Raw genomic sequence first — 23,125 nt, 5'->3', positions numbered from 1 at the left:
AAAAACGCCTACTATTAAAGTAGACGTTTCACACATTCATTGACTTGTACACCATGTTCATCAGCATTTGTTAAAATAATTTGATGCTCTGGGAATTGCTTTTTCATTAATTCAACGAAGTCAGAGGCAATAGCAGAAGGAATAATAGAAATCATTGTTGGTCCAGCGCCACTTAGAGCAGTACCATATGCACCGTTCGATTTTGCAGCCATACGAATTTCTTCGTAAGCAGGAATTAGCTTTGCACGAAACGGTTCATGGAATAAATCTGCCTCCATATAACGTCCAGCACGTTCAAAATCTCGTACCATTAAAGAAGCGGCTAACATATTTGCATTTGCTGAGGCGTGAACAGCATAGGAACGGTTAAATTGCTCTGGTAAAACAGAACGTGATTCACTTGTTTTTAATTCAACATCTGGTACATATACCACAAAGGAGGCATCGATATCATTGATGTGGAATGTATCGACTATGCCATTGTCATCCATCGAAGAAATCGTTAATCCTCCTAAAACTGAAGCAGTTGCGTTATCTGGATGTCCTTCAATTTGTGAAGAGAGGTTGAGTTTATCTTGAAGTGTTAACTCCAGCTTGCAGACTTGGTTAGCAAGCTCAATACCTGCAACAATAACTGCTGCACTGCTGCCAAGTCCACGTGCCAATGGAAGTTCACTAGTCATCTCCACACGACAGGCAGGTAGCTGTTGACCATATAGATCTGCAGTTTTTTTTGCAATGATGTATAGTAAGTGATCTTCAAGCTCAAACTCTTTAGGACCATTATCATCAAGATGAATAATTTCCCATTGTTCTTGCAAGGTAACAGAAAGCTGTAAGTAAAGAGACAAGCCAAGTCCTATTGAATCAAAGCCTGGACCTAAGTTGGCTGTGCTTCCAGGAACTGAGATTTGCCACATTTTACTCATAGTACACCCTCAATATATGCACGAATTTCTTCTTCATCGTTTTTAAGGGATACGACCTCTACAGTGGACACATTCATGGCTGTATCAGGATCTTTTAGGCCATTCCCTGTAAAGATTGTTACAACCTTAGCGCCTTGAGGGATTTTTCCATTTTCAACAGATTTCATAACACCTGCTAAAGAAGCAGCAGAGCCAGGCTCAACAAAAATGCCTTCTGTACTTGCGATTAATTTATAGGCTGCTACAATTTCTTCATCTGTAACAGAATCAATGATACCACCAGATTCATCTCGAGCAGCTTCTGCCAATGTCCAACTCGCAGGATTGCCAATTCGAATGGCAGTTGCCACTGTTTCAGGATTAGCAATTGGCTCACCCTTAACGATTGCTGCAGCACCTTCAGCTTCAAAGCCATACATTTTTGGTAGCCCACTATTTTTTGCAGCGTGATATTCTTTAAACCCTTTCCAATATGCAGTGATATTACCTGCGTTCCCAACTGGAATACACAAATAATCAGGGGCTGAACCTAAGGCATCAACAATTTCGAACGAAGCCGTTTTTTGACCTTCGATACGGTATGGATTTACAGAGTTAACAAGTGCAACTGGTGTCGTTTCACTTACTTGGCGAACGATATTGAGTGCATCATCAAAGTTTCCGTCAATTTCGATAATCTTTGCCCCGTACATTGTTGCCTGTGCTAACTTTCCGAGAGCAACTTTACCTTTTGGAATAACAACGATTGATTGGATGCCTGCACGAGTTGCATAAGCAGCCGCAGCAGCGGAAGTGTTTCCTGTAGAAGCGCAAATAACGCATTGACTTCCATCCTCGATTGCTTTTGCAACAGCAAATACCATTCCTCGGTCTTTAAATGAGCCAGTTGGGTTTGCACCCTCAATTTTTCCGTAAAGCTCAATGCCTAGTTTCTTAGATAAATTCACTAAATGTATAAGAGGCGTATTGCCTTCATTTAAAGTTAAAGCAGGTGTATTTTCAGTTACGGGTAAAAATTGTTTATATTCTTCGATAAGGCCTTTCCACATAACGTAACGATCTCCTTTTGTTCTTATAGAAAGAACAGTTGTTTTTGTATAAAAGACATTTTAACGCAAATAGCACTATTATTTCAATACCATTTCATTAATTGTCGAAACAATTCGGTAATTTGAATAGTACTTGTCACTTTCTTGAAACAACTGTATAGTAATCTTGTAATGTAAAGTCAAGTGTAAAGACAGGTGGTTGGGATGACAATAAATACAGCAGTAACAAAGAAACCTCAGCAATCCATTTCCAGAAATAAATTATTGGGTGTAGCGGGGGTTGGGTGGCTCTTTGATGCGATGGACGTTGGTATATTATCCTTTGTCATTGCAGCATTGGCCGCTGAGTGGGGACTATCACCAAGTCAGTCTGGTTGGATTGGTAGTATAAATTCTATCGGCATGGCTGTAGGAGCACTCTTTTTTGGTGTGTTTGCTGATAAAGTAGGTCGCAAGCAAATATTTATGTGGACACTTGTCCTTTTTTCTATTGCAAGTGGATTATCCGCTTTTACAACAACATTAACTGCATTTTTAATTTTACGCTTTTTAGTAGGGATGGGGCTAGGAGGAGAATTGCCTGTAGCTTCAACACTTGTATCTGAAAGTGTGGCTGCCAAAGAAAGAGGGCGCGTGGTTGTATTACTTGAAAGCTTTTGGGCAGCAGGCTGGTTAATTGCAGCACTTATTTCGTATTTTGTTATTCCCACATGGGGATGGCGAGTAGCCCTTATACTAACAGCACTTCCAGCGTTTTATGCTATTTATCTTCGTTGGCATTTGCCAGATTCACCACAATTTACTGTGAAGGAAGAAGCAAAAAAACGGAGCATTGGCCAAAATATGAAAGAGGTTTGGTCAAAAAAGTATGCTCGTTCTACATTTATGCTGTGGCTATTATGGTTTACAGTTGTATTTTCGTATTATGGCATGTTTTTATGGCTGCCAAGTGTGATGGTAGGGAAAGGCTTTGACATGATCACAAGCTTTAAATATGTTTTGATCATGACTTTAGCTCAATTACCAGGTTACTTTACAGCCGCTTGGTTTATAGAAAAGTTTGGACGTAAGTTTGTCCTTGTTTCCTATCTAATTGGTACTGCAGCGAGTGCTTATATTTTTGGTAATGCAGATACTTTAGCCGTATTGTTAACTTCAGGGATGCTTTTATCTTTCTTTAACTTAGGAGCTTGGGGAGCATTATATGCTTATACACCCGAGCAATATCCATCAGTTATTCGTGGAACAGGTGCTGGTATGGCAGCAGCAGTTGGACGAATTGGTGGTATTTTTGGTCCGTTGCTCGTTGGCTTTTTATTAACGGCAGGCTATGATATAGGCTTTATCTTTGCCATTTTCTGTGGAGCGATTATTATCGGTGTTATAGGGGTCATCTTCCTTGGGAAGGAAACGAAGCAGCTTGAACTAGAATAATATGAAATAGAATGTCCTGGATCAAAGGAATTGGTCCAGGACATTTTTGTCTGATTTCGCTTAAATAATACATAAAAATAAGATTTTATTAATTTTTATTCGATTTGACTGATTTATTTGTTAAAATGACAAATCAATATAAAATGGTTAAAGCGTAAATCAAATTGTTTTATTAGCAGGTTAATGCGATGAAGATTTTTCAGAAAAGTCATTGTATTCAAATTGTAATCGTGATACTGTATTTTTAATCGAATTTTGAGCCAGTAGGAAACAATCTCCCGTTCGTGATAAGGTCATTGAAAGAAAGGTTGTTAGGAATGAGTATTCATGAAGATATAAAGAAAAGGTTTGTAAGGCTGTCAAAGGGCCAGCGTAAAGTAGCTCAATTTGTAATGGATAATCCCACAACAGTGATTGCTAATGGAGCAGCAGAGGTTGGCAGATTGGCTAATGTAAGTGAATCAACCGTGATTCGATTTTGTTATGCTATGGATTTGTCAGGGTATGTAGAACTGCAAGAGGAAGTTAGAGCCTATATTATGTCTCAAGATGTAGGTGCAAATCTACAGCCTACATATACTGCTAAGAAGCTAACTAATTCTAGCTTTGGTAAGGTGATGCAACGAGATAGCCAAAATATTCAAGAAATAATTCAATTGATTAACGATCAGCAGATCCAAAAATGTTCAAAATGGATGCATGAAGGAGATAATATCTATATTTTAGGTACTCGTCACAATGCATCTGTAGCAAATTGGCTATCTAATACACTGCAAACACTCCGTGCTAATATTAAGCAGCTTCGTTTAGACTCAGATGATTTAGTGAATCAAATAAACAGTATGGGCGAACATACGACTTTAATTGTACTTTCTTTTGATAAACAAATTGTGGATATTAAAACGATTCTTGAAATTGCAAAGGTAAAGAAAGTGAAAATTATTGCCATTACAGGTTCTGCGTTTTCGCCTATTCGAGAATATGCTAGTGCATTATTTACCCTCGGCACCAAGAATCATTCTTCTCTAGATATTGCACCAGTCTTGATTTCATTTTTGCATGCGTTAATAGAGGAAATGATAAGCCAGGATAAAGACCACTATGAAAAATATCAACAATCGTACGAGCAAGTAGAAAGTAATGTATTATTCTTAGATGCTATTAGAGAAAAGCAGGTTTTTTAATGTAAATACGCATAGATAGTTTGTTTCAACAAACTATCTATGCGTATTTTTTTGAAATTTTCTATATAAAAAGATGTCCAAATAGTATTTAGACATCTAGGGAAAGTGAATTATAGAATTTTACTCAAGCTATATTCATTAATATAAGTATCATTTAATTTAATGGCATTTTTTCGAATGCCCTCCTGATGAAATCCTAGCTTTGTAAAGAGACGTAAAGCTACATTGTTATGCTCCATAACAGATAACTCTAAACGGGAAATATCATGTTGTTTAGACCAACTTTCTACAGCTTTCATTAGTGCGGAGCCAATACCTTTTTGTTGATGCTCTTCTTTCACAGCTAAACGAATAGAGGCAACGTGTCTAGCTTTTGATTGTTTATATCCATGAATAACTGCATAACCTGCAAAGATTCCGTTTAGTACACAAAGTAGTATAGTACGGTTTTTTAGTTGCTTCCAATAGGTTAAATTTTTACGAAGTTGTTGGACAGTGAGATCTAGCTCATTTTGAACATTATACATAAAGTCAGTTTCTTGAAAAATCTCCTCTTGTAAATGAATGAATGATCTAGCATCAGATGCTTCAATTCCTCGTATTATGTATGCAGATGAATTCTCCTCACTATTAGAAGTGTTGTTTTCGGTAGACTTCATTTGCGTACGTGAGAAAGATACACTAGAACCTAGCTTAACATCAATGACATAATAGCCTGCATTTGTCCATGATAAATAATGTGAGAGAGGGGGCTTAGTTTTTTTCCACCAGCTTTTATTTAAGTAGGCAGCGTTCGGTAATGCTTGTCCCATAATGTTTTCTAATTCACTAAAGGATAAAGTAATTTCTTGTTGTAAAGCTACATCAAAATAGTTAGCTAAAGGAATGTACTTTTTTTCTATCTTCTTCGTCATCGTAATCCCCATTTCCTGAATATCCAAAAATATAGACTACCTGATGATAGCATAAAATTATGATGACTTAAATATGAAAACCCAACTAAATATCTATATAAACTAATTATTTTATAAAAAAGAGGCATTTTTACTATTGAATGTTAAAAATAGGTTGGTAAAAATAGAGAGTTTTATAGAAGTAATTAGACCTATTAAAAGTATACATAGCAACTTAAGCTAGTTATAATATAGATATCTTATTTGAAAAGTATGTATTTAGAGCACTGCCATTCTATTTGCATAATATAGTTTGGACACAATTAAGCACTGTATGTTATATCGAGAGTGAGGGTCAGTGGTATATACGCTGAGGCGAAATTGTTCCAAAGTTTCACTTTATCACTTGTCAGGCTATAAGGTATGATAAAATAAAATATAAATGTAAGTGCCATTTTAGGAGGAATTAATTCTATGAGTAAAGTATTAGTTTTTGGACATAAAAACCCAGATACAGACACAATCACGTCTGCTATTGTATATGCCTATTTAAAACAGCAAATTGGTGAAGAAGCTGAGGCAGTACGTCTTGGAGATGTTAATAATGAAACTCAATTTGCATTAGATAAATTCGGCTTTGAAGCGCCACGTTTAATCTCTTCTGTAGTTGGTGAAGCGGACAAAGTTATTCTAGTAGACCACAATGAATTCCAACAATCGGCTGACGGTATTGAGGAAGTGCAAATTGCAGAGGTAATTGATCACCACCGCATCGCCAACTTCCAAACAGCTGATCCACTATATTATCGTGCAGAACCAGTAGGCTGTACGGCTACTATTCTTAAGAAAATTTTTAACGAAAACGGTTTAGACATACCTGCGAACATTGCTGGTTTAATGTTATCTGCAATTGTTTCAGATACATTATTATTCAAATCACCGACTTGCACAGAGCAAGATGTAAAAGCTGGTGAAGAGCTAGCAAAAATTGCCGGTGTGGAGATTGCAGAGTATGGTTTAGCAATGCTAAAAGCAGGTGCTGATTTATCTGATAAATCATTAGAAGATTTATTATCATTAGATGCAAAGGAATTCCAATTTGGTGAGTACAAATCTGTTGTAGCTCAAGTTAATGCAGTTGATGTTAATGATGTGCTTAATCGTCAAGAAGAGTTAGAAATCCTACTCAATAAAAATGTTGCAGAAAATGGCTTAGATCTATTCTTCTTCGTTGTGACTGACATTTTAAATAATGATTCAACAGCTGTTGCAATTGGGCAAGTAGCAGAAGCAGCAGCAAAAGGATTCGGTGCTGATCTTATCAATAACCGTGTTGTATTACCAGGTGTTGTTTCTCGTAAGAAACAAATTGTGCCAGTATTAACAGAAGCTCTAAAATAAAAAATAAAAAAGAGGCTGTCTATTAAGACAGCCTCTCAGACTGTAGACAAACTCAATGAATTTTGAGTTTGCCTACAGTCTTTTTTCTTTTACAATAAAATAAAGTAAAGCCGTTGATTTCCACTACGGGCGGACGCTTTCCGCGGGCGGGGTCGAGCTGCTTCCCTCGCTTCGCGTATCTCCTTCTGGATCAATAAATATTGGTTCCCAAAATTGATTACTTGTATTTATAGGAAATGACATGCCACCATTTGCGATCTCTGAATTATCCTGATATTGAACATTAATTACTGGCGCTTGATTTACGCTATTCTCGCCTTATACACAACTGTGTTTTATAACGAGCCTTCACCGCACGAGCGACTTTCATCGCATACGGCGATCCGTCAGCGTTAGATCTTTATACTTATTTCCCCTATCGTCATCATAATTACAAATTTAAAGTTAATCAATAGAATCATGACAAGGTAAAGAAATCTTAACCCTTTTGCTCAGCACAGTGCATCACTTAGGTCTTGTTGTATCAAAATAGCCCTCCATAATTATCTGTGGAAGACAATGATTAATAAAGTTTCTTAGTAAGAAAAAACCCCACCTAATTAAATGTGGGGTTTATCTTATACGGAGCTAAATAAAACCCCTATGTCTTAACATGTTAATTTAAATCTTTAGGACCAGTTGTTGAATTAGAGTTCATAGGAATACCATGTACATTAAATATAGTATTTTCCCCAGCCACACTAATTATTATTTGATCATTCTCATCAGGCGTTCCTGTCAGAGTGAAGAAAACACGAACTTCTGATTCGCCACCTGTTAGTGGAGTACCTTCATTTGGCTTCTCTACATGGGTAATAGTAATTCCTGTAATACTTCCATCACCACCATTATTATACGTAGCTACTAAATCATTACTATCTATCGGTGTAAGTCCATCACTGGCACCGTAGACTCCTTCGCTAAAGTAAAGGCGTAAATTACCAGTAGACTGTCCAGTCCCATGAAATACAATTGCATAAGTGATTTCAACATTGCTATTCTCGTCTTATACCATAAGGCTTTATAACGAGCCTTCACCGTACAGGCGACTTTCATCGCATACGGCGATCCGTCAGCGTTAGATCTTTATACTTATTTCCCCTATCGTCATCATAATTACAAATTTAAAGTTAATCAATAGAATCACGACAAGGTAAAGAAATCTTAACGAAATTTCAATTTGACATAAAAAATAACGCTAAGCTATGCTTGCTTTTCACCCTCGTCTAACTTTTTATATACAACTTCACGTAAATTAGATAGATTAGGTACCTGTTCGCGCTTGTCTGGATTCGTTTTAACAAAATTGCACCAAATTCCTACTAAGCCACTGTTTTCATTAAACATCACTCTCACCTCCTGGTAGTGACATTGCAATTAATGTGGAAAGCTCCATAATGGCATTCTCTTGTCCTTCTAGACGTTGTTCTTGCATTGCCATATAAGATGACATTTCCATCATGCTACCAAGCAATAGTTTATTTTCTTGCTCTAAACGAGCAGCCTTTTCCTCTGCCGTTTCTTCAATCCTGATTTTTTTTATTCCACCAATAGTTCCGTCTGGATTACGTACTTTGTACTCAAATGGCATTTAGTCCACCGCCCCCGAAATAAGATGAATTTTATGATTGAACGATAAATCTGTACGTGATGGTGTGATTTTTAGAATAATGTTTTGCTTCTCTTCTGAAACTGTGTGTTCGAAAGTATCTTCTATAGTGCCACTATTTGTTGGTGCAGTATTAACTGGTGTGAGGGTGATGTATTGCTCCTGTTCTCCTGTCAAAGTCATTGATAACTCGACTTTTACTGCCAACCCTGCGTCACGTTCAATAAATAATAAAACACCCTTCACTGATCCCCTCGGAGGCTCAATTTTATATCGAGCGACAAATTGCAAAATAGGCGTTTTCACTGTGTTTTTATTAAGTTTTATCGTCTTACTTGTTTTAGCATTATAATTATCAATTACCTCAACAACAATCGTATTCTCACCTACCGCAAGTTGACTAAGTGCTATCTCAAGTTCCCATGTTCCACCTGGACCATTGTAAATTTGAACAGGATTTCCATTATTAATACGGTACGATACTTTTACACTCGCATTCGCATCTGGATCGCCTGCCAAACCTTTAATTTTAAAATTATCAGAATCAATGATTCCATTAGGTGTAATAGGGTCTACAGTTAACAAAGGCGCTCTGTTTGAAACAACATAAAAAGTGCGTTCAATGATTGATGATGAAGCTTTTTCTCCGTCCTCTGCCCAAACTTTTAATGTATGGGCTACCCCATCAGCAAGCGCTCCTGTGATAACAGTAATGCCATCAAACATTTTGCCACCTTTAAAAGTTAATGCTTTGGATAATGCGATTTGTATTTGACTTAGATTAGCAGCTAAAACCTTCTTGGGGTTGTCATCAATTTGATAGTATACCGTGACCGATTGGTTAGGATCTGTATCTATTGCAGTTCCTGCGATATTAAATGAATCATTTTCATATAAAGTCAAATTATTTGTTGGAGATGATAGTGTAACCGTAGGAGCACTGTTTACAACACTAAAAGTAAATGTCGTTGACTTAGTACCGCCTTTGCCGTCATGTGCTGTGACAGTTATAATAGTTGAGCCAATTGCCACTGGTTGTAATGTGAGTGTTGATCCATTTGTTGATACGGTAGCGACGGTTGTTGCACTTGATGATGATGTGTAAGTTAATACATCGTTATCCGGATCGTTGAAATAAAGGGCTAAATCTACTGTTTTAGGTACCCCTAGCTTGGACGATTGTGTAGGAATAACAGTATTTGTTGGTGGAGTATTAGCTTTTTGTAAGAAATAAAGTTTGTTACCCGAATAAACAAGTACTACATCATTATTTTCTCCAACATACTGAACATCGTTATTTGTGCTGTATTCCAGGGCAACGCCTGCGCTAGTCAACGTTTTAGTTGTTGATGCATAATCGTGTAACAGGTATTTGTTAGATGATGCCTGTAATGTAATAAGACCCTTTGGTCCTCCATAATACATTGTGTCTCCTGTTGCAATAGAATGATTTGTTAAATCTATAGACGAAAAATTTGTCCCGACCCATGTTAATGATTTTAAAATACTTCCTACCCTAACGATAATCGACTTAGAATCACTCAATAAATATGCGCGTGCACTAGTACCTGAACCTAAGTTGATGCTATTTAATTGTGTGCCAGAGGAATTAAATAAAAGCGCAACCACTGTTGAGCTGCTCACCCTTAAGATAATGATATTGCTGTTATCTGTTAAAAAAGGCTCCCCGACATATACATAAGCATAATCAAGATATTTCCTATTAATTACACGATAATCGCTTGTTACTTCAACAAGATTCATGAATTGATCGTACCCACCGATTAATACGTGAGTTGTATTAGCTTGTAATTTGGTGATAGTCGTAGTTAACCCTGTGAAATCATCTTTAGCAAAAGAAGATGTTGCAAAACATGTTAGTGTATTTCCAACCACCTGATAAAAATGCGTTTTTGCATAAGTTGTTGTAACTGCGATAACATCCCTGTTTACCATCTTTGTAGCAAGTAAAGCTGGCATATTGATAATAACACCAGCTTCATCCTTTAAATCCGCGGTAAAGATAACTGTTTTACTAATAATTGAAATGACATGATATTTTTTGTCCTCGAATGCAAAAATGTAATCACCATAAACAACAGTACGATCTTTTCTTAGAGTTATCCCCGCAAATGATTTTGTGTCTGCCAAAATCAAATCTTTATAATCTATCAATTAAACCACCTCCACCACTTGCACATTATAAGTTTCCCAGTTGCCTACACCCATTTCAGCATTTACCGTATCAATCTCGATGTTGCTACGAGCCACCTTTGCCCCTTTTGTATATGCGTTTTTGAGAGCTTGTATTGTGATAGTACTTGTACCAACTGCTGTAATAATGACATCTTCATTTGTGACATCATCAAAAATAGTGACTTGCGTAAATGGTGTAAAACCATCAACACTAGCCACTTTTAAAATTGTTGTACCAAATGCACAGCCTCAATAATATCTGTTAAAGCTGTGTCTAATTTAATTTTATTTGAGCTGCCATCTAATGTATCAGCAAATGTTCCGCTGTTTCCAGGTACACGGCCGTCTAGCTCCAATTGAACTTGTATTCGTTGCATTTGACGAGCATGTTCTATCAAAACACGATATGCATTGTAAATCCCCCACTCAAAATTATTCGCATATTCTGACATAAAAGGAGTTCCCTCATCGATAATTTCACCTGTCACAGGGTCTGTAGCATCATCATCCCATTGAGTACGCTCATACGGATTCTCTTTAAAATCTAGAGGTATCTCGCCATTCATTAGATTATTCAATTACTTTCACTTCCTTTGCTTCCAGTTGTAGAGGAAATGCGATAACATACCCCTGTGAACCCTTTTGATAATTCATTGTTTTAACGTACAATTCACGGCCGTAACTATCGACTAAAGCAGCACGTGTAACTAAGCCTTGTTCTAGCGACAATTTCACATACTTTCTTAGTCCATACTTTGTGCTAGTATGATAGATTTCTTTGTCATACACTACTCCATCAATAGTCACCTTGGCTCTTGCTACAAGGTTACTTAAAAATTGCTGAGTTAAATCTATCATCAATGGTTGTATTTCATTCAATTCCTCACACCTCCTGCTCTAAATCTGCCACAAATCCGATTGTTCATTATGAATTCGTAAGCATTGTTTGAAACGCTTAATATTTCATTGCCTAATGCGCCGTGGGTTTTAGTTGTTTTAAAACGACCACAAATTTTATGATTAATTTGCCATGCATAAGTGCCAGCGTGTAGTATCAAGAATTCATTTAACTCATTTAAAAAAATATAAATGCCAACACCTGCAGTCTTAATTCTTTTAACTAATTCATCTGGGATGCTTTTAGCTGATGAACGGACATTAAGTAACAATGTTGCTGGATCAAACTCTCGCCAACCTTCCTCAAAACCAATAAAATCATGGCCCATATAAGCATCCATGATTTGGTTCATTGTTTCAATGTCCCCCTCCGAAAGATTAAGGATGCATTGAATTTTAATCATCTTACGATACTCCTCATCATCCCAACTACCGCGAGAAATGCCCTCGTCCTTACCTAAACGGTCTAATCCATATCCCTCTGAACGGTCCACATCCCAATACTTTAAAATTGTTTGTTGAATAGACAGGTTTTCTACACTATTCTCAGCAATTATTTTAAGCAGTTTATAGTTATTACTATCCTCCTTTCTCGAGAATTGCTGAGGCATACGATCTAATAACGTTTGTAATCGTTGATTAATCAAGAGGCAACACCTCAATTTTCGATTCATCTGTTTCGGCCACTTCTGGAAAAGCAATAAGAACGTTCTGAGGTTCATAAATACCACCATCAATAGAAAACTCCACACGAACATCATCAATACCATCAATCGATAAAACACGAGCCTCTGCTTTTGTACAAACGACATCTTTACTCATACCAACACCAGGATAAAGTACATCGTTATATGTACCTCCAATGTATTTAACAATTTGACCAATGACCAAATCGTCACCGTTAAGTGGGAATTGATTGCCCTTTTTGATATACACTTTTACATACACACTGACCGTTGTAGCTCGTGTAAAGCCTATTTCATGCACAATACCTCTATGATCTGTATAAGTGAAGACTGTAGAGCCATAAGCACGAATACCGCCACCTTTTTTTCTGAAGATAGCCATTGCAATGTCTTCATCTAGTCCACCTAATACCACCGTTTCGAACGAATTCGGAGGGCGTCCTTCGGCATCAACTTCGTTTGTGTCGTTTTCAATCGCAATGGCAGCACGTACTCCTTCTACTTCATCAAGAACATTTGCTTCAATTGACTCAATACGCCTAGAACCTAACTTTCCTAATGATTCATAATAACGGTCCTGCAATTTTTCATCCGTTTCCTCATCTTGACCATTAAAAAAAGCATCTGGATTCGTAACCGAATTGATGCCACTCTGTGGGTTTACTATGATTGATATATCTCCAGGCTCTACATTGCCGATAGCTCCATACTCAAGAGCTTCGACAGGTACACCATAATTTCCATCTTCTACAGCATCAACAGCCTCTAGAGCTTTAAAATATACGTTGTATCGTGTTCTAAATAAATCATCTATATTTATTTTGGCACCTTTGTCTAAATTGACTACGACCTCGCCAGAGGCTTTAATCCAACGTTTGCGTGTAATTACGCGTATAACATTTGCTTCTAAAGATGCTCCCTCGCTTGTATCAACAAAACGAGAATTATAGACATTTTCGAGTTCCTCATTGTCCTCAGCTCGTTGTTGGGCTTGTAAGTGGATGAATTTACCTAATGGTGTGAGATCTGATAAATCTGCATCTTCTCCAAACAACTCTCTGGCCTGTTCTTCGATGATTGGTAAATAATCAACTGTCCTCATTCTTTTAAACCCAAATCTGGTTAACAACTACTTCACCCCCTACCTCCGTTCCAAGTGTCGTACGTGCTCTGAAATTTATGGATAAATGCCTTTTTATCCGATTAAAGTCATATTCTACACTTAGGACCTCTGCTGTACGTGGTTCTTGATACAGACAATCATGCATTGCTTGCACAATTTCCTTTTTATTTGGCAGCTTTTTTTCGATTACATCTCGCCTGAAACCGTGATAATCGTTAAACATCCATTCTTTTACTCGCGTACGTAATAGATGCTTATAATTTTGGATTAGTTGATCGTCACCATGCACAAGCTCATTTAGCACCCAATCACCATCATCGTCATATTTAAGTGTGTGCATAACCTACCTCCTACACTGAAGCTGCAGTTAAATCCTTACCATTTGCAGTAATATTGCCAGCTGTTAATTCTATATCATCGGCTTCAACTTTAAACTTGGATGATTTCACCGTGATTTCTCCATCATCTTTTAATACGATTTTTGTCTGAAAATCCTTAGTCCCTATAACCACATCATCAGGATGTTCATTTTGAATTGGAGACGTAAAAAGGTTAATACCACCAACTATTTGGGCATCATTAGCACTAAATGAACGGCTAGCAGCCTCACCATCACCAAACAATAGTGGGTCTATATCAACTTGGGAACAAACTACAATTACTAGATCGCCCTTCTTGTAAGGTATTTGGATTACAAATTGATCTGTTTGATGGAATGCTATCGGTACATCCAATATAGGCGTAGCTTCTGGATCATTCTTTGGAAGAACATCCGCCCTAAAAAGATTCATATCAATTTCAAGTATTTCACAGATCAAACAAGTATTCATGTTCATCAAACTTTCTTCAATAGAATTCCCTACAAACTGACCAATAGATGTTGTCATAATGGCACCACCTCACATTCTGTGTAGTATTCTGTTCCTGACGTATCCCCTTTATGCTCACCTTTTGATACCCGAAACAGTCCGCTAACATTTCTGGACGTTAGTTTAATAATGACATCTGTTGTGACTTTATGATTTAACAACATCTTAATTTTGTAGCCTTTAAGCTTTTTCTTAGCAGGCTTAGATATGGACTTTTTTTCCTCGCTTTTTTTTCTGTTTTTCCATTCTTTCTATCACTTTTTTTCTCAACTTTTTTCTCGGTCTTTACTTCCTTTACTTCTTCTTCGATTTCTTCTGGATCATCGATTAGTCCTGTTTCTTTCGATATATCAAGCCCGATATTGTTACTTTTAGCTTGGTCACGTACATAAAGCCGATTTTTATTTACATACTGTTTTGCTTTGCAATCCTTCGCGATTTCAGCAATTTGGAATTTAATTTTGCCATTGAGTACTTTACCTGAGCGATACACAAAATCGACTGGTAAATCTATATCCCCGATAGCAAGTCCTGCATCACGGGCTAATTCGCGTAATATGAGTGATGCATGAGTATTTCGTCCATACGTTCGTTTCACAACACCATTTGTATAATCCAAACTACAATAGACACACTTAAATGTTGTAATTTTATCTAACCCTTCCCACTTCGTTTCTTTTTTCTTTAGTGAACCGCTAAAAATTACTCCGTTATCATCAATATAGCCAGCACTTAAAATAGCAGCTTGATTTATAGAAATTGAATTAATAGTTTCATCCTTGAGGTTATAAACTTGAATATCAATCGTATCTACTTTTTCATTGTCTCCGAATGGCACGCTAAATTTAATTGTGAGTGGATCCGTAATCTCTCGGCCACTCACTAAAAAGTAGTTTTTCGTATGAATAAATTACTCATCTGATTCACCTACCACATATAAAAAGACCGTTTCGTTCAGGTTTTCGTAGGTAATACGAGTAGCTGAATTAGCTCGGTCTTTAGGAATTATTTGTACTTTTGGCAAGTCAATGTTTACACGGTTTCTGAATAAAGGGCGGTTAAGGATTAGTTTTTCTCCAATAACTAAAACACCACCGTCTTTGAATAAATCTACAGTGAAAAAGTCATGAGCTTGATTGTAATTAACTTCAATTTCAAACACTTCTCCTGCAAGCTCTATTTCAAAGGAATATGGTATCTCATTTTTATCAATGTCAATATATTCATCCATTACTTACGCCCCTCCATTCCTGCCCAACCACCGGATGATGAACTTTTAGGTGGCGTTGTGTATTTTTCTTTAGTGGTTTTTGCTGTTGTAGTAGGTGTCTTTTTCGTTTGTTGTCGACCCTTTTTAGTAACAGCCTTTGTCTGCTTTTTAACTGGAATAGATACACTAACAAACTTAGCAACCTTACCTACTTTTATTTGTTTCAAGGTCATCGTGAAGGCGTAGCCGTCTTTTACTCTAGCTTCGTAATCACGGCTGAAGTCAGTTATAACCATGTGATTTAACTTTGTCATGTAATCAAAATCAATTATTGTACCTTTTTCTCGGTATTCTCGAAGTTTCAGCACTTTTGCCTCAGTCTCATCAAGAATTACACCTGTTAAGGAAATGGTGATAGGATTACTTTTCACATGATCAGTTATCTGCTCGCCATCTTCAAGAGCATGATCAGTTGTAGTAGAGGACTCAGGCATTGACACCTTTGTTATGACATCGATTAATACATCTTTAATGTACGGCATTCCAATCACCACCTAAATAGCCTGAAATTCTGTATCTATGATATCTGAAATGACTTCTCGTACAATAGGAGGCACTTTTTCTTTAATTAATCGAGCAATTTCATTAATTTTATCTGTAGATGCATTTATATGAATCGGCATATCAATATTGATTTGATGATTATCAGAAGAAGGTGCCATTGAAAATACAGGCGCCTTTTGTTCTGGTGTTGATAAGGATATTTCACCTCTTTGATCTTCAATGTTAGGTGCAATATTATTCATTTCGTTTGCTTGCTTATTGTTTGACGTTAAACCAGCCTGTGTCTGATTATTCTCTGTCATTATTCCTGATGAAAACGGCATTTCTTCTTTGTGAAATTTATCAGAATTTGAACTATCACTTTGAATATCACTCGATTGATTGATATTAGAGTTCATCCCAGCTGTCATATCAATGGATGGAGTTCCGTCGCTATTGGAGGAAAGTATCCCCATCGAACGAAGTGTATTGGATTGTTGAGCAGTTAAAACAGCCTCGTTTTTATGCAGCTCGGCCACATATCCATCGTAAGGTACACTTTCTAGACCTGTAGCATGGGAACCACTAATGAAGTTACCAACTGCACCTGCTGCTTTACCAATCGTACTCCCGATGGATGTAACCCATCCTGGCAATTTAAAGTTAGTGATTGCATTTTTAAATCTATTGAAGTTATTGGTGATAGTATCCCAATTTTGATAAATCGTAACACCTGCCTTAATTAACATTCCTATTGGTCCAGTTAAAAAAGAGAGGATAGGGTTATTATCAATAACTTGCCATAGTTGTATAGCCTTTGTTTTAACGGTTTCCCAATTTTGATATAATGCTACTCCACCTGCAATAAGTAAACCAACTCCAGTAACGACCATACCAATCGGATTTGCCCTAAGAGCTGCATTAAAGCCTTGTGTTGCTACTGTAGACGCGAATGTACTAGCTTGATATGCTGTCATTAGAGTATTGACTGTAGAAATTACTTTAAATGTTGCGGATGCACCTGCAATACCTGCTGTTGTAGCTATAACTAACTCTTTATTATCAATCATCCAGCTGATACCGTTTTTAAATCCTCCAAAAGCTGTACTTGCTGCACCAATTCCTACTACAACAGTGCTACGCATTGTATTAGCAAATGAAGCAATCTCATCACTCGCATCTTTTGGAATACCGAAGTTTTGCCACAAGTTAGATACATTTCCTGTATCATTCACTAAAGACATGAAGGTATCCTTAGCCGTCCCTGCGAAAGAAACTACACGATCGATTTTATTGACCAACTTGTCAGTATCTAAGTTTTCCATCCATTGTGATGCCGATTTCATTGACAGTACGAACGGTTCTAATAATGGACCACCAATTTTCCCTTTGATATTAGTCCATGACTGTTTTAAGTTACCTAGCTGATTTTCATATGCATCGGCTTCACGAGATGCTTGCCCTAGTGCTCCAGACAACTTGTTTCCATCTTCAACCATTGCCATTAAGGTTAATTGCTTTTGAGATTCATTCAATTTAATGAACGATTTACCATAGAGTTCATTAGCTTTAGCATTACGTGTTGTTTCTGTAGCTGAAATACCTAGCGCTGCATCATTTTCGAAGTTACCTTTTAAAAAGGACTGCATGTTTTCAATTACTTCTTCAATTGATCGATCATAAAATGCGGCGCCATCTGCAGCAGCTAAAGTAGCTCGTTCCGTCAAAGACAAAGCATCTGCAGTATCTGCTCCAGTTGTTTTAGCAAATGCGGCTATTTGCGTGAAGCTACCTTTTAACCGTTCTGGCAACATACCTGTTTATTTTGCAATTTTGTTTAAATTTTCATCTGCTGTAGATTGCATGCCTGTAAATACCTGTTCAAATTGCTCATTCATAGCTTGGAATCCGGCTGCTGACTCAATAGCACTTAAACCAAACTCTTTAACCTCATTAGCAGCAAATACACCTGCAACTATCCCTGCTAGACCACGCATCATTGATTTAAAACCATTTAATGTCTTACTAACGTGTTGAACTTCTTGATTTAATTGTCCTGCCTCGGTTTCAGCATTATTTAATCCGTGTGCAACGTTTTGTGAAGCTGATATACCTGCATGACCAAAATGGTTAAAGCCCTGTGTTGTATGATTTAATCCTTTTCCAACACTAATTATTTCATCTTCTATGTTATTCATTACTTGATCTAAGTGTTGTAGCGTTGTTGTTTCTTCGTCCCTGAAATAGATACCTACATACATGTCACGCATGCTAGCACTGGTCATTTAATCACCCCTAACATCTTTAAGGATGCAAGTGTTTCTAGAATGGTATCGTTATCCCACTGTTCCACTGAATGTGGATTAATTTTGTAGTGATATCCGATAGCATATTTCCACCACTTTTCACCTGCTGCTTTTTCGTAAAAAGAAGGGATGCTCTGCACCCCTGATATGTTTTTTATTTTATTATTTTCCTGTTCGAAGAAAGCGAAAGGCTGCGTTTGTAACCTCTTCTAGCTCTGTCCATGTATCAAAATCATCCATTTTCAAACCATTTGGTACCACTACAACATGTTCCAACATTAACGGCATCATTTTAGTATTTAAAATTTTACCGTTGTAATCAGAACCTATATCACTAATTTCAGCTAATTTTGAATTAGGTACACTTTGGAAAGTGTATTCATTACCTTCTGTAGACTTAAAATCTTTTGTTTTTGGCGTAAATGTCATTTGAATTAATCCTCCTTATATTGTGCTGCTAGAATTGTGTATTCAACACCTTCGACTTCGGCTCCACGTGAAAAGTTTGGATTCTTAGAAAAACGACAATCCAAACCACTCACACGTTTCTTTCGTTTTGCATCATTGAGTGAAACGTTAAATGATTCCTTTGATTTCAACAACGCATCTAACATTGGTACAACACTTGAATCTTGTTTTAATGTAAATGTAAACGTACCTGTTTCGTCTGCCGATTCGTTGTAAGTAACAGAACCATCAGCACCTACATGTTGACTAAATGTATCTTCGTTCTTCTCAGCCTCGATTGGCGTACCATCCATAAATCCAGTAAGGATTATGCCACCAACAATCGCAACTGTGTCTTTAAAATTAAAAGTTTCTGCCATTTAAACCCCTCCTTAAACCGTTAGTACGCCACGAATTTGCACCTTTTCGAATGCGCCTGCAATAGTTGCAGTCCATTGGATATTTGGCAAAATACGTTGTGCTAGGGTGTTTTTTGGAATATCTTTTCTCCTAGGGAATGTAATTGTGTACATTGGGTTACCTGCATCATCACGAGCGATAATACCTTCACCATTTGTTGTATTTTCTACTGTAGAAGCCAATACACCCTCCACCTCTGCAACAACTAAACCAATACCAGTATCAGTACCAGGCACTTTATCTCTTAACGCAAGCAATCGGAATACACTTTCGGCAATACGTGCTTTTAAATAGTGCGTGGCTTGAATTACATCAATGTACTCCCCACTTGTCGCAACACCTTTGGAATTTATTAAGATGCCTGCCTCATTGATGTAGGTAGATGCATTTGCCTCATGAATACGATTAATCATTGTATTGTCATACTTTGCAGCTGGAACACCTTGTACATTTTTGAAGGTCCATGTATAAGCACCGATTTTCTTTGGTGCACATACACCAATTAGCCCCTCAGCTACATATGTTTCAGGTTGATCGTGAACCACTATGAAAGCATTGTCGTATAATCCTCTCAACGTTTCTGCCAACTCTACATTTCCTGTTGTGGCCCCATAGATTTTATCTTGTGTGTTAGTCCATTCTGCTAGCGCTGTTATTGCTTCATCACCTTGTTCAGTACATACAACATAATAAAAATCATTATGCGTTTTAATTAAATCATTCATTGTTGATGTTAGCTTGGTTGCATCGTTTGTATAAGCAAAACCATGTACTGCTATTTCTGCTGGTCTTAACGTTTGACCAAACATCCGAGAGAGCAATTTATATTCTTTTGTACTTTCATCAAAATCAGCTGCTACATCCTCAATGCCTGTATATTCTTTGTATTCTAGTTCTTTACTTGTTGCTAGTAACAAAGGTAAGCCAAATCCCTTTTCAGAAATTGGCTTTGTCTCTCTTGATATTTGCACGTCAACATAACGCATTTAATCACCTTCCTAATTTCATTTCTACTTCCACTTTGTCGAAGTAATCTATTTCGTGTTCATCAATTTCTTGGTATCGAATAATTGCATCAAAGCCCCATTTCTCATCATAGGATTCTAATAAAAACGTTGTACGGTTGGTTACATCAGTAAGATTTACAACAGCAACATTGATCTCATCTAAAAATAAAGAACCTCGCCACTCAAACCACTTACGAAGCTGTGTAGCTACTTCATAAGCGTTATCATGCGAAGTTCCATAAGTGTTAAAAGAAATAGTTGAATTACGTTCTTGTATTCGTGTTTCTGATAAGGCATCAGGCTTATTAACATGGGATACATCATCTTGCCCTATACCTTTTCGATCACCTATTACTTTATAAGTGGCGTAAGGTAATTTTGGTATATCACCTGCTTGATCAGCCCTAATTACCGTTAATGCGGTATCTGCTACGAGTTGTTTACGAATCAATTTAATTAAATTCATTTCTCACGCCACCTCATGATGTAGATGTTTACGTCTGTATACTCCGAAAAGTCTTTGAAGGCTTGTACAGTGTATTTTTGATCATTGTACTCAACCTTTGTGCCTTCAGGTATTTGATCTACAACTAGTAGTTTCTTTTCTTTCACAGTATAAGTGCCGTTTTCATCATATTTTAAATCATCATTACTAAGAGGTAGGATGATGCCAGTCAATTCAGTTGGAATTACTACGCCATTTACCCATTCACCATCAATATAACTACCATTGCCCATTAAATGAGCAATAAACGGTACTCCTTGATCATGAATAACGGATGCAAATAACATTTTTTCTGGCATTATCGAGTCACCACCTTATACGTAATTCTTTGACGTAAGCCACCTTTGTCAATCAATGGATTACTAGACCCTTTTTGAGCAATTGTTGACGGAGCGTTAGGCGGATCATCTAATTGTGTGAGTTTCCTTTGAATATCCCCTACCATCTTTGCCCCTAACCGTTCGCAAATCGTTCTAGCGTTCATTTGTCCATCCAATAGTTTAGGTAGTTGTTTCTTCACGAATTTGGCCCATTCACCATTCTTTTCATCAAATGTAGACCTCAAAAAAGAACGTTCAGGAATCACTATGGACCCTCTTTCTTTACGTGTGGTGATACCAAATTCATGAACAGCTGCAATCATGGCATAAAAAGAGTCATCACTTCCAAAAATACCGACTTCTATTTCAAAGTCCCTGAGCTCTTGTATAGATTGTACTAATTGTGGGATACGATTAGTACCACTTATCCTTATTCGCACACCCATTACAACACCACCAAATTAATTGATTTCTTTGGTTTTAATTGTTCAGCCAACTCATCCATAATTCGTTGATATTCTTGACCATATTTGGTCCCTAACAATCCAATGTTTTTGTTCGGATCGCTGTATTGACGCTCAATAACATCAACCTTCTCCCGTATTACCGATTGGTCCTTGGCTACACTTAAAATAGCTAAATGAGCAGCCAAATAACGTGCTAATCGCTCTTGATATAACTCTGGGACAGGCAAAGAGGACACTTCTAAGGAAGCATCCTCAATGTACATTGTTAATCGGTCATCTGAAATAGAAGTAAATTCATCACTAAGCATACGAATGCGCTCTAATGACGTTAATAACATGTGAATCCCTCCTATTTTTCGGGATTTTTCAATTCTTCAATGCGTTTATTGATGGCATCCAGTACTGTTTTACGATCTTCTTCAGCTTTCAGGGACTCTAACATATCAATATCGAAAGCATCTTCTATCATTCCGATTGCATCCTTTGCTGATGGTCTCGCTTTGTCACTGTCATAGACAAATTCACCTTTTTCATTAAGGTGTTTCATCAGTGGATGAGTTAGAAAACGTTCAAAGTCCTTCTCATCCACTTTATTTGTACCTGGATTAAGAGTTAAATCATTGGCTGTGTACGAATGATTTCCTTTGTTCTGCACTAACATCAATCATTCCCCCTTAAATTCCATCCGCACGGCAAATAGCCATCGGATAACGAATAATTAAGCCTGTTGTACGTTCTTCAAATGGCACTTTTGTATTTGGGAATGCGTGTTCTTGCGGATGACGTGTAACATCCATAGGAATACCAAGCTCCACTACTGATGGTGACGAATCAAGGACCACAAAACATTCAGAACCTGCTAAACCTTTTTTCGCAAGATCATTCACTGTTTCAATTCGCTTAAACCAGTTTTGAGATTTAATGTACTCCAACACTGACTGTTGTGTGAACTCGTTGAATGTTTTTTCAAGCTCCTCAAATGAGTCAGGTGTCAATAACAGCGTATCAGCTTCATGACCGTTCAATTTATTGATCATATTTTTAGCTTTACGAATGTCAGCAACGATTTCTTTACCTGACTTGTCTTTCCATTTTGTAGAAGTACCAGCCTCATTATTTGGCGTAGCATACACTTGAATACCAACTGCATCAGTTAAGCCTTTGATTTTGTATTTCGCTTCACCAGAGAATGCAATTTGGTTTTCCTTTTCAGCAATGGCTTTTCGTACTGTATCAGCTTTTGTTACATCAATCCCTTTGCCAGACATCTGCGCTTGTCGTACTTCTTGTACAGAAATATTGAATGCTGCAGCAATTGAATACACATTTACTGTATGACGTTCTAAGTCAGCATCAACTAGTGGCACATCTGTTGCTCCTGGAGCTAGGGTTTTTGCTACACCCGAACGAGTCATTACATCATAACTGTAAGTTTCTGCTCCTGCTTGAATATCGGTTTTTAATGCAAAAATTGAGCGTGCTTTTAATTCCGAAGCGTGTGGCTCATAAATGCGTTTGTCAATAGCATTTAAGTCTTGTGGGCGGATTAAAGCATCTCCGCGATAAGCTTGAATTGTCATGTATAGTTTCC

The 23,125-nt window shown here is 37.3% G+C and carries 31 protein-coding genes; 4 read left to right on the top strand and 27 right to left on the bottom strand.

Annotated elements, in window-relative coordinates; all coding sequences use genetic code 11:
• Positions 1 to 14 precede the first annotated feature (14 nt).
• Both thrB and thrC read right to left on the bottom strand, forming a co-directional pair.
• The gene (gene thrB, locus QH639_RS17960; RefSeq protein WP_259419922.1) at positions 15 to 929 is read right to left on the bottom strand and encodes a homoserine kinase; all 915 of its coding nucleotides are present in this window, start codon (positions 927 to 929) and stop codon (positions 15 to 17) included.
• Positions 926 to 1,978 carry a threonine synthase gene (gene thrC / locus QH639_RS17955; RefSeq protein WP_131520872.1) on the bottom strand — a complete coding sequence of 351 codons (1,053 nt, stop codon included), beginning with the start codon at positions 1,976 to 1,978 and terminating at the stop codon, positions 926 to 928. The genes thrB and thrC overlap by 4 nt, the downstream gene beginning before the upstream one ends.
• Positions 1,979 to 2,182: 204 nt before the next feature.
• Between thrC and QH639_RS17950 the strand changes: the two genes are divergently transcribed.
• Both QH639_RS17950 and QH639_RS17945 read left to right on the top strand, forming a co-directional pair.
• Complete coding sequence (locus QH639_RS17950) at positions 2,183 to 3,412, top strand: MFS transporter (RefSeq protein WP_131520871.1); 1,230 nt, start codon at positions 2,183 to 2,185, stop codon at positions 3,410 to 3,412.
• Between the two features lie 317 nt (positions 3,413 to 3,729).
• The gene (locus QH639_RS17945; RefSeq protein ID WP_237898797.1) at positions 3,730 to 4,596 is read left to right on the top strand and encodes a MurR/RpiR family transcriptional regulator; all 867 of its coding nucleotides are present in this window, start codon (positions 3,730 to 3,732) and stop codon (positions 4,594 to 4,596) included.
• Between the two features lie 110 nt (positions 4,597 to 4,706).
• On the opposite strand, the gene QH639_RS17940 is transcribed toward QH639_RS17945, so the two are convergent.
• Positions 4,707 to 5,510, bottom strand: coding sequence for a GNAT family N-acetyltransferase (locus tag QH639_RS17940; RefSeq protein WP_250783511.1), 804 nt, complete (start codon positions 5,508 to 5,510; stop codon positions 4,707 to 4,709).
• Between the two features lie 453 nt (positions 5,511 to 5,963).
• On the opposite strand from QH639_RS17940, the gene QH639_RS17935 reads away from it, so the two are divergent.
• Positions 5,964 to 6,890: a manganese-dependent inorganic pyrophosphatase gene (locus tag QH639_RS17935; protein WP_131520869.1), complete on the top strand. Its 927-nt coding sequence runs from the start codon at positions 5,964 to 5,966 to the stop codon at positions 6,888 to 6,890.
• A 782-nt stretch (positions 6,891 to 7,672) separates the two neighbouring features.
• On the top strand, positions 7,673 to 7,840 hold the full coding sequence (locus QH639_RS17930; RefSeq protein ID WP_281114900.1) for a hypothetical protein: 168 nt from the start codon (positions 7,673 to 7,675) through the stop codon (positions 7,838 to 7,840).
• Positions 7,841 to 8,132: 292 nt separating this feature from the next.
• On the opposite strand, the gene QH639_RS17925 is transcribed toward QH639_RS17930, so the two are convergent.
• From QH639_RS17925 to QH639_RS17810, 24 genes are all read right to left on the bottom strand, one after another.
• Positions 8,133 to 8,276, bottom strand: a complete 144-nt coding sequence (locus tag QH639_RS17925) for a hypothetical protein (protein WP_281114899.1) — start codon at positions 8,274 to 8,276, stop codon at positions 8,133 to 8,135.
• Positions 8,269 to 8,520 (bottom strand): hypothetical protein, encoded by a 252-nt coding sequence (locus tag QH639_RS17920; protein ID WP_281114898.1) that lies wholly within the window; start codon positions 8,518 to 8,520, stop codon positions 8,269 to 8,271. Before QH639_RS17920 ends, QH639_RS17925 begins: the two co-directional genes overlap by 8 nt.
• On the bottom strand, positions 8,521 to 10,713 hold the full coding sequence (locus tag QH639_RS17915) for a hypothetical protein (protein WP_281114897.1): 2,193 nt from the start codon (positions 10,711 to 10,713) through the stop codon (positions 8,521 to 8,523). It abuts the gene before it with no gap.
• Positions 10,714 to 10,953 carry a hypothetical protein gene (locus QH639_RS17910; protein ID WP_281114896.1) on the bottom strand — a complete coding sequence of 80 codons (240 nt, stop codon included), beginning with the start codon at positions 10,951 to 10,953 and terminating at the stop codon, positions 10,714 to 10,716.
• Positions 10,954 to 10,955: 2 nt separating this feature from the next.
• Positions 10,956 to 11,312, bottom strand: a complete 357-nt coding sequence (locus tag QH639_RS17905) for a hypothetical protein (RefSeq protein ID WP_281114895.1) — start codon at positions 11,310 to 11,312, stop codon at positions 10,956 to 10,958.
• Positions 11,305 to 11,613 (bottom strand): hypothetical protein, encoded by a 309-nt coding sequence (locus tag QH639_RS17900; RefSeq protein WP_281114894.1) that lies wholly within the window; start codon positions 11,611 to 11,613, stop codon positions 11,305 to 11,307. Before QH639_RS17900 ends, QH639_RS17905 begins: the two co-directional genes overlap by 8 nt.
• Complete coding sequence (locus QH639_RS17895; protein WP_281114893.1) at positions 11,610 to 12,278, bottom strand: hypothetical protein; 669 nt, start codon at positions 12,276 to 12,278, stop codon at positions 11,610 to 11,612. The genes QH639_RS17900 and QH639_RS17895 overlap by 4 nt, the downstream gene beginning before the upstream one ends.
• Entirely contained in the window at positions 12,271 to 13,446 is a 1,176-nt protein-coding gene (locus QH639_RS17890) for a baseplate J/gp47 family protein (RefSeq protein ID WP_281114892.1), read from the bottom strand. Before QH639_RS17890 ends, QH639_RS17895 begins: the two co-directional genes overlap by 8 nt.
• Positions 13,424 to 13,780: a contractile injection system sheath initiator gene (locus QH639_RS17885; protein WP_281114891.1), complete on the bottom strand. Its 357-nt coding sequence runs from the start codon at positions 13,778 to 13,780 to the stop codon at positions 13,424 to 13,426. Before QH639_RS17885 ends, QH639_RS17890 begins: the two co-directional genes overlap by 23 nt.
• Positions 13,781 to 13,790: 10 nt before the next feature.
• Complete coding sequence (locus QH639_RS17880; protein ID WP_281114890.1) at positions 13,791 to 14,327, bottom strand: Gp138 family membrane-puncturing spike protein; 537 nt, start codon at positions 14,325 to 14,327, stop codon at positions 13,791 to 13,793.
• Positions 14,328 to 14,463: 136 nt separating this feature from the next.
• Positions 14,464 to 15,192, bottom strand: a complete 729-nt coding sequence (locus QH639_RS17875; RefSeq protein WP_281114889.1) for a phage protein — start codon at positions 15,190 to 15,192, stop codon at positions 14,464 to 14,466.
• A gap of 27 nt (positions 15,193 to 15,219) precedes the next feature.
• Positions 15,220 to 15,540, bottom strand: coding sequence for a phage baseplate plug family protein (locus tag QH639_RS17870; RefSeq protein ID WP_281114888.1), 321 nt, complete (start codon positions 15,538 to 15,540; stop codon positions 15,220 to 15,222).
• Positions 15,540 to 16,061 (bottom strand): phage baseplate protein, encoded by a 522-nt coding sequence (locus QH639_RS17865; protein WP_281114887.1) that lies wholly within the window; start codon positions 16,059 to 16,061, stop codon positions 15,540 to 15,542. Before QH639_RS17865 ends, QH639_RS17870 begins: the two co-directional genes overlap by 1 nt.
• A gap of 12 nt (positions 16,062 to 16,073) precedes the next feature.
• Positions 16,074 to 17,876 carry a phage tail tape measure protein gene (locus tag QH639_RS17860; RefSeq protein ID WP_281114886.1) on the bottom strand — a complete coding sequence of 601 codons (1,803 nt, stop codon included), beginning with the start codon at positions 17,874 to 17,876 and terminating at the stop codon, positions 16,074 to 16,076.
• Positions 17,877 to 17,882: 6 nt separating this feature from the next.
• Complete coding sequence (locus QH639_RS17855; protein WP_281114885.1) at positions 17,883 to 18,347, bottom strand: hypothetical protein; 465 nt, start codon at positions 18,345 to 18,347, stop codon at positions 17,883 to 17,885.
• Positions 18,348 to 18,530: 183 nt separating this feature from the next.
• Positions 18,531 to 18,797, bottom strand: coding sequence for a hypothetical protein (locus QH639_RS17850; RefSeq protein WP_281114884.1), 267 nt, complete (start codon positions 18,795 to 18,797; stop codon positions 18,531 to 18,533).
• 5 nt (positions 18,798 to 18,802) lie between these two features.
• Entirely contained in the window at positions 18,803 to 19,195 is a 393-nt protein-coding gene (locus QH639_RS17845) for a phage structural protein (RefSeq protein WP_281114883.1), read from the bottom strand.
• A 12-nt stretch (positions 19,196 to 19,207) separates the two neighbouring features.
• On the bottom strand, positions 19,208 to 20,221 hold the full coding sequence (locus tag QH639_RS17840) for a DUF3383 family protein (protein WP_281114882.1): 1,014 nt from the start codon (positions 20,219 to 20,221) through the stop codon (positions 19,208 to 19,210).
• Positions 20,222 to 20,225: 4 nt separating this feature from the next.
• Positions 20,226 to 20,708 carry a phage neck terminator protein gene (locus QH639_RS17835; protein WP_281114881.1) on the bottom strand — a complete coding sequence of 161 codons (483 nt, stop codon included), beginning with the start codon at positions 20,706 to 20,708 and terminating at the stop codon, positions 20,226 to 20,228.
• Positions 20,705 to 21,046 carry a hypothetical protein gene (locus QH639_RS17830; RefSeq protein ID WP_281114880.1) on the bottom strand — a complete coding sequence of 114 codons (342 nt, stop codon included), beginning with the start codon at positions 21,044 to 21,046 and terminating at the stop codon, positions 20,705 to 20,707. The genes QH639_RS17835 and QH639_RS17830 overlap by 4 nt, the downstream gene beginning before the upstream one ends.
• Entirely contained in the window at positions 21,046 to 21,513 is a 468-nt protein-coding gene (locus QH639_RS17825) for a hypothetical protein (protein ID WP_281114879.1), read from the bottom strand. The genes QH639_RS17830 and QH639_RS17825 overlap by 1 nt, the downstream gene beginning before the upstream one ends.
• Positions 21,513 to 21,872 carry a DUF4054 domain-containing protein gene (locus QH639_RS17820; protein ID WP_281114878.1) on the bottom strand — a complete coding sequence of 120 codons (360 nt, stop codon included), beginning with the start codon at positions 21,870 to 21,872 and terminating at the stop codon, positions 21,513 to 21,515. Before QH639_RS17820 ends, QH639_RS17825 begins: the two co-directional genes overlap by 1 nt.
• Before the next feature lie 11 nt (positions 21,873 to 21,883).
• A complete protein-coding gene (locus QH639_RS17815; RefSeq protein ID WP_281114877.1) occupies positions 21,884 to 22,195 on the bottom strand; it encodes a hypothetical protein in 312 nt (103 codons plus the stop codon).
• A gap of 13 nt (positions 22,196 to 22,208) precedes the next feature.
• Positions 22,209 to 23,114, bottom strand: a complete 906-nt coding sequence (locus tag QH639_RS17810; RefSeq protein ID WP_281114876.1) for a DUF2184 domain-containing protein — start codon at positions 23,112 to 23,114, stop codon at positions 22,209 to 22,211.
• Positions 23,115 to 23,125 lie beyond the last annotated feature (11 nt).

Origin of the sequence: Lysinibacillus sp. 1 U-2021 (genome assembly GCF_029916965.1) — a bacterium.
Lineage (GTDB): Bacteria > Bacillota > Bacilli > Bacillales_A > Planococcaceae > Lysinibacillus > Lysinibacillus capsici.
Note: the sequence above shows the minus strand (reverse complement) of the source record. Positions and strands in the feature narration are given on the sequence as shown.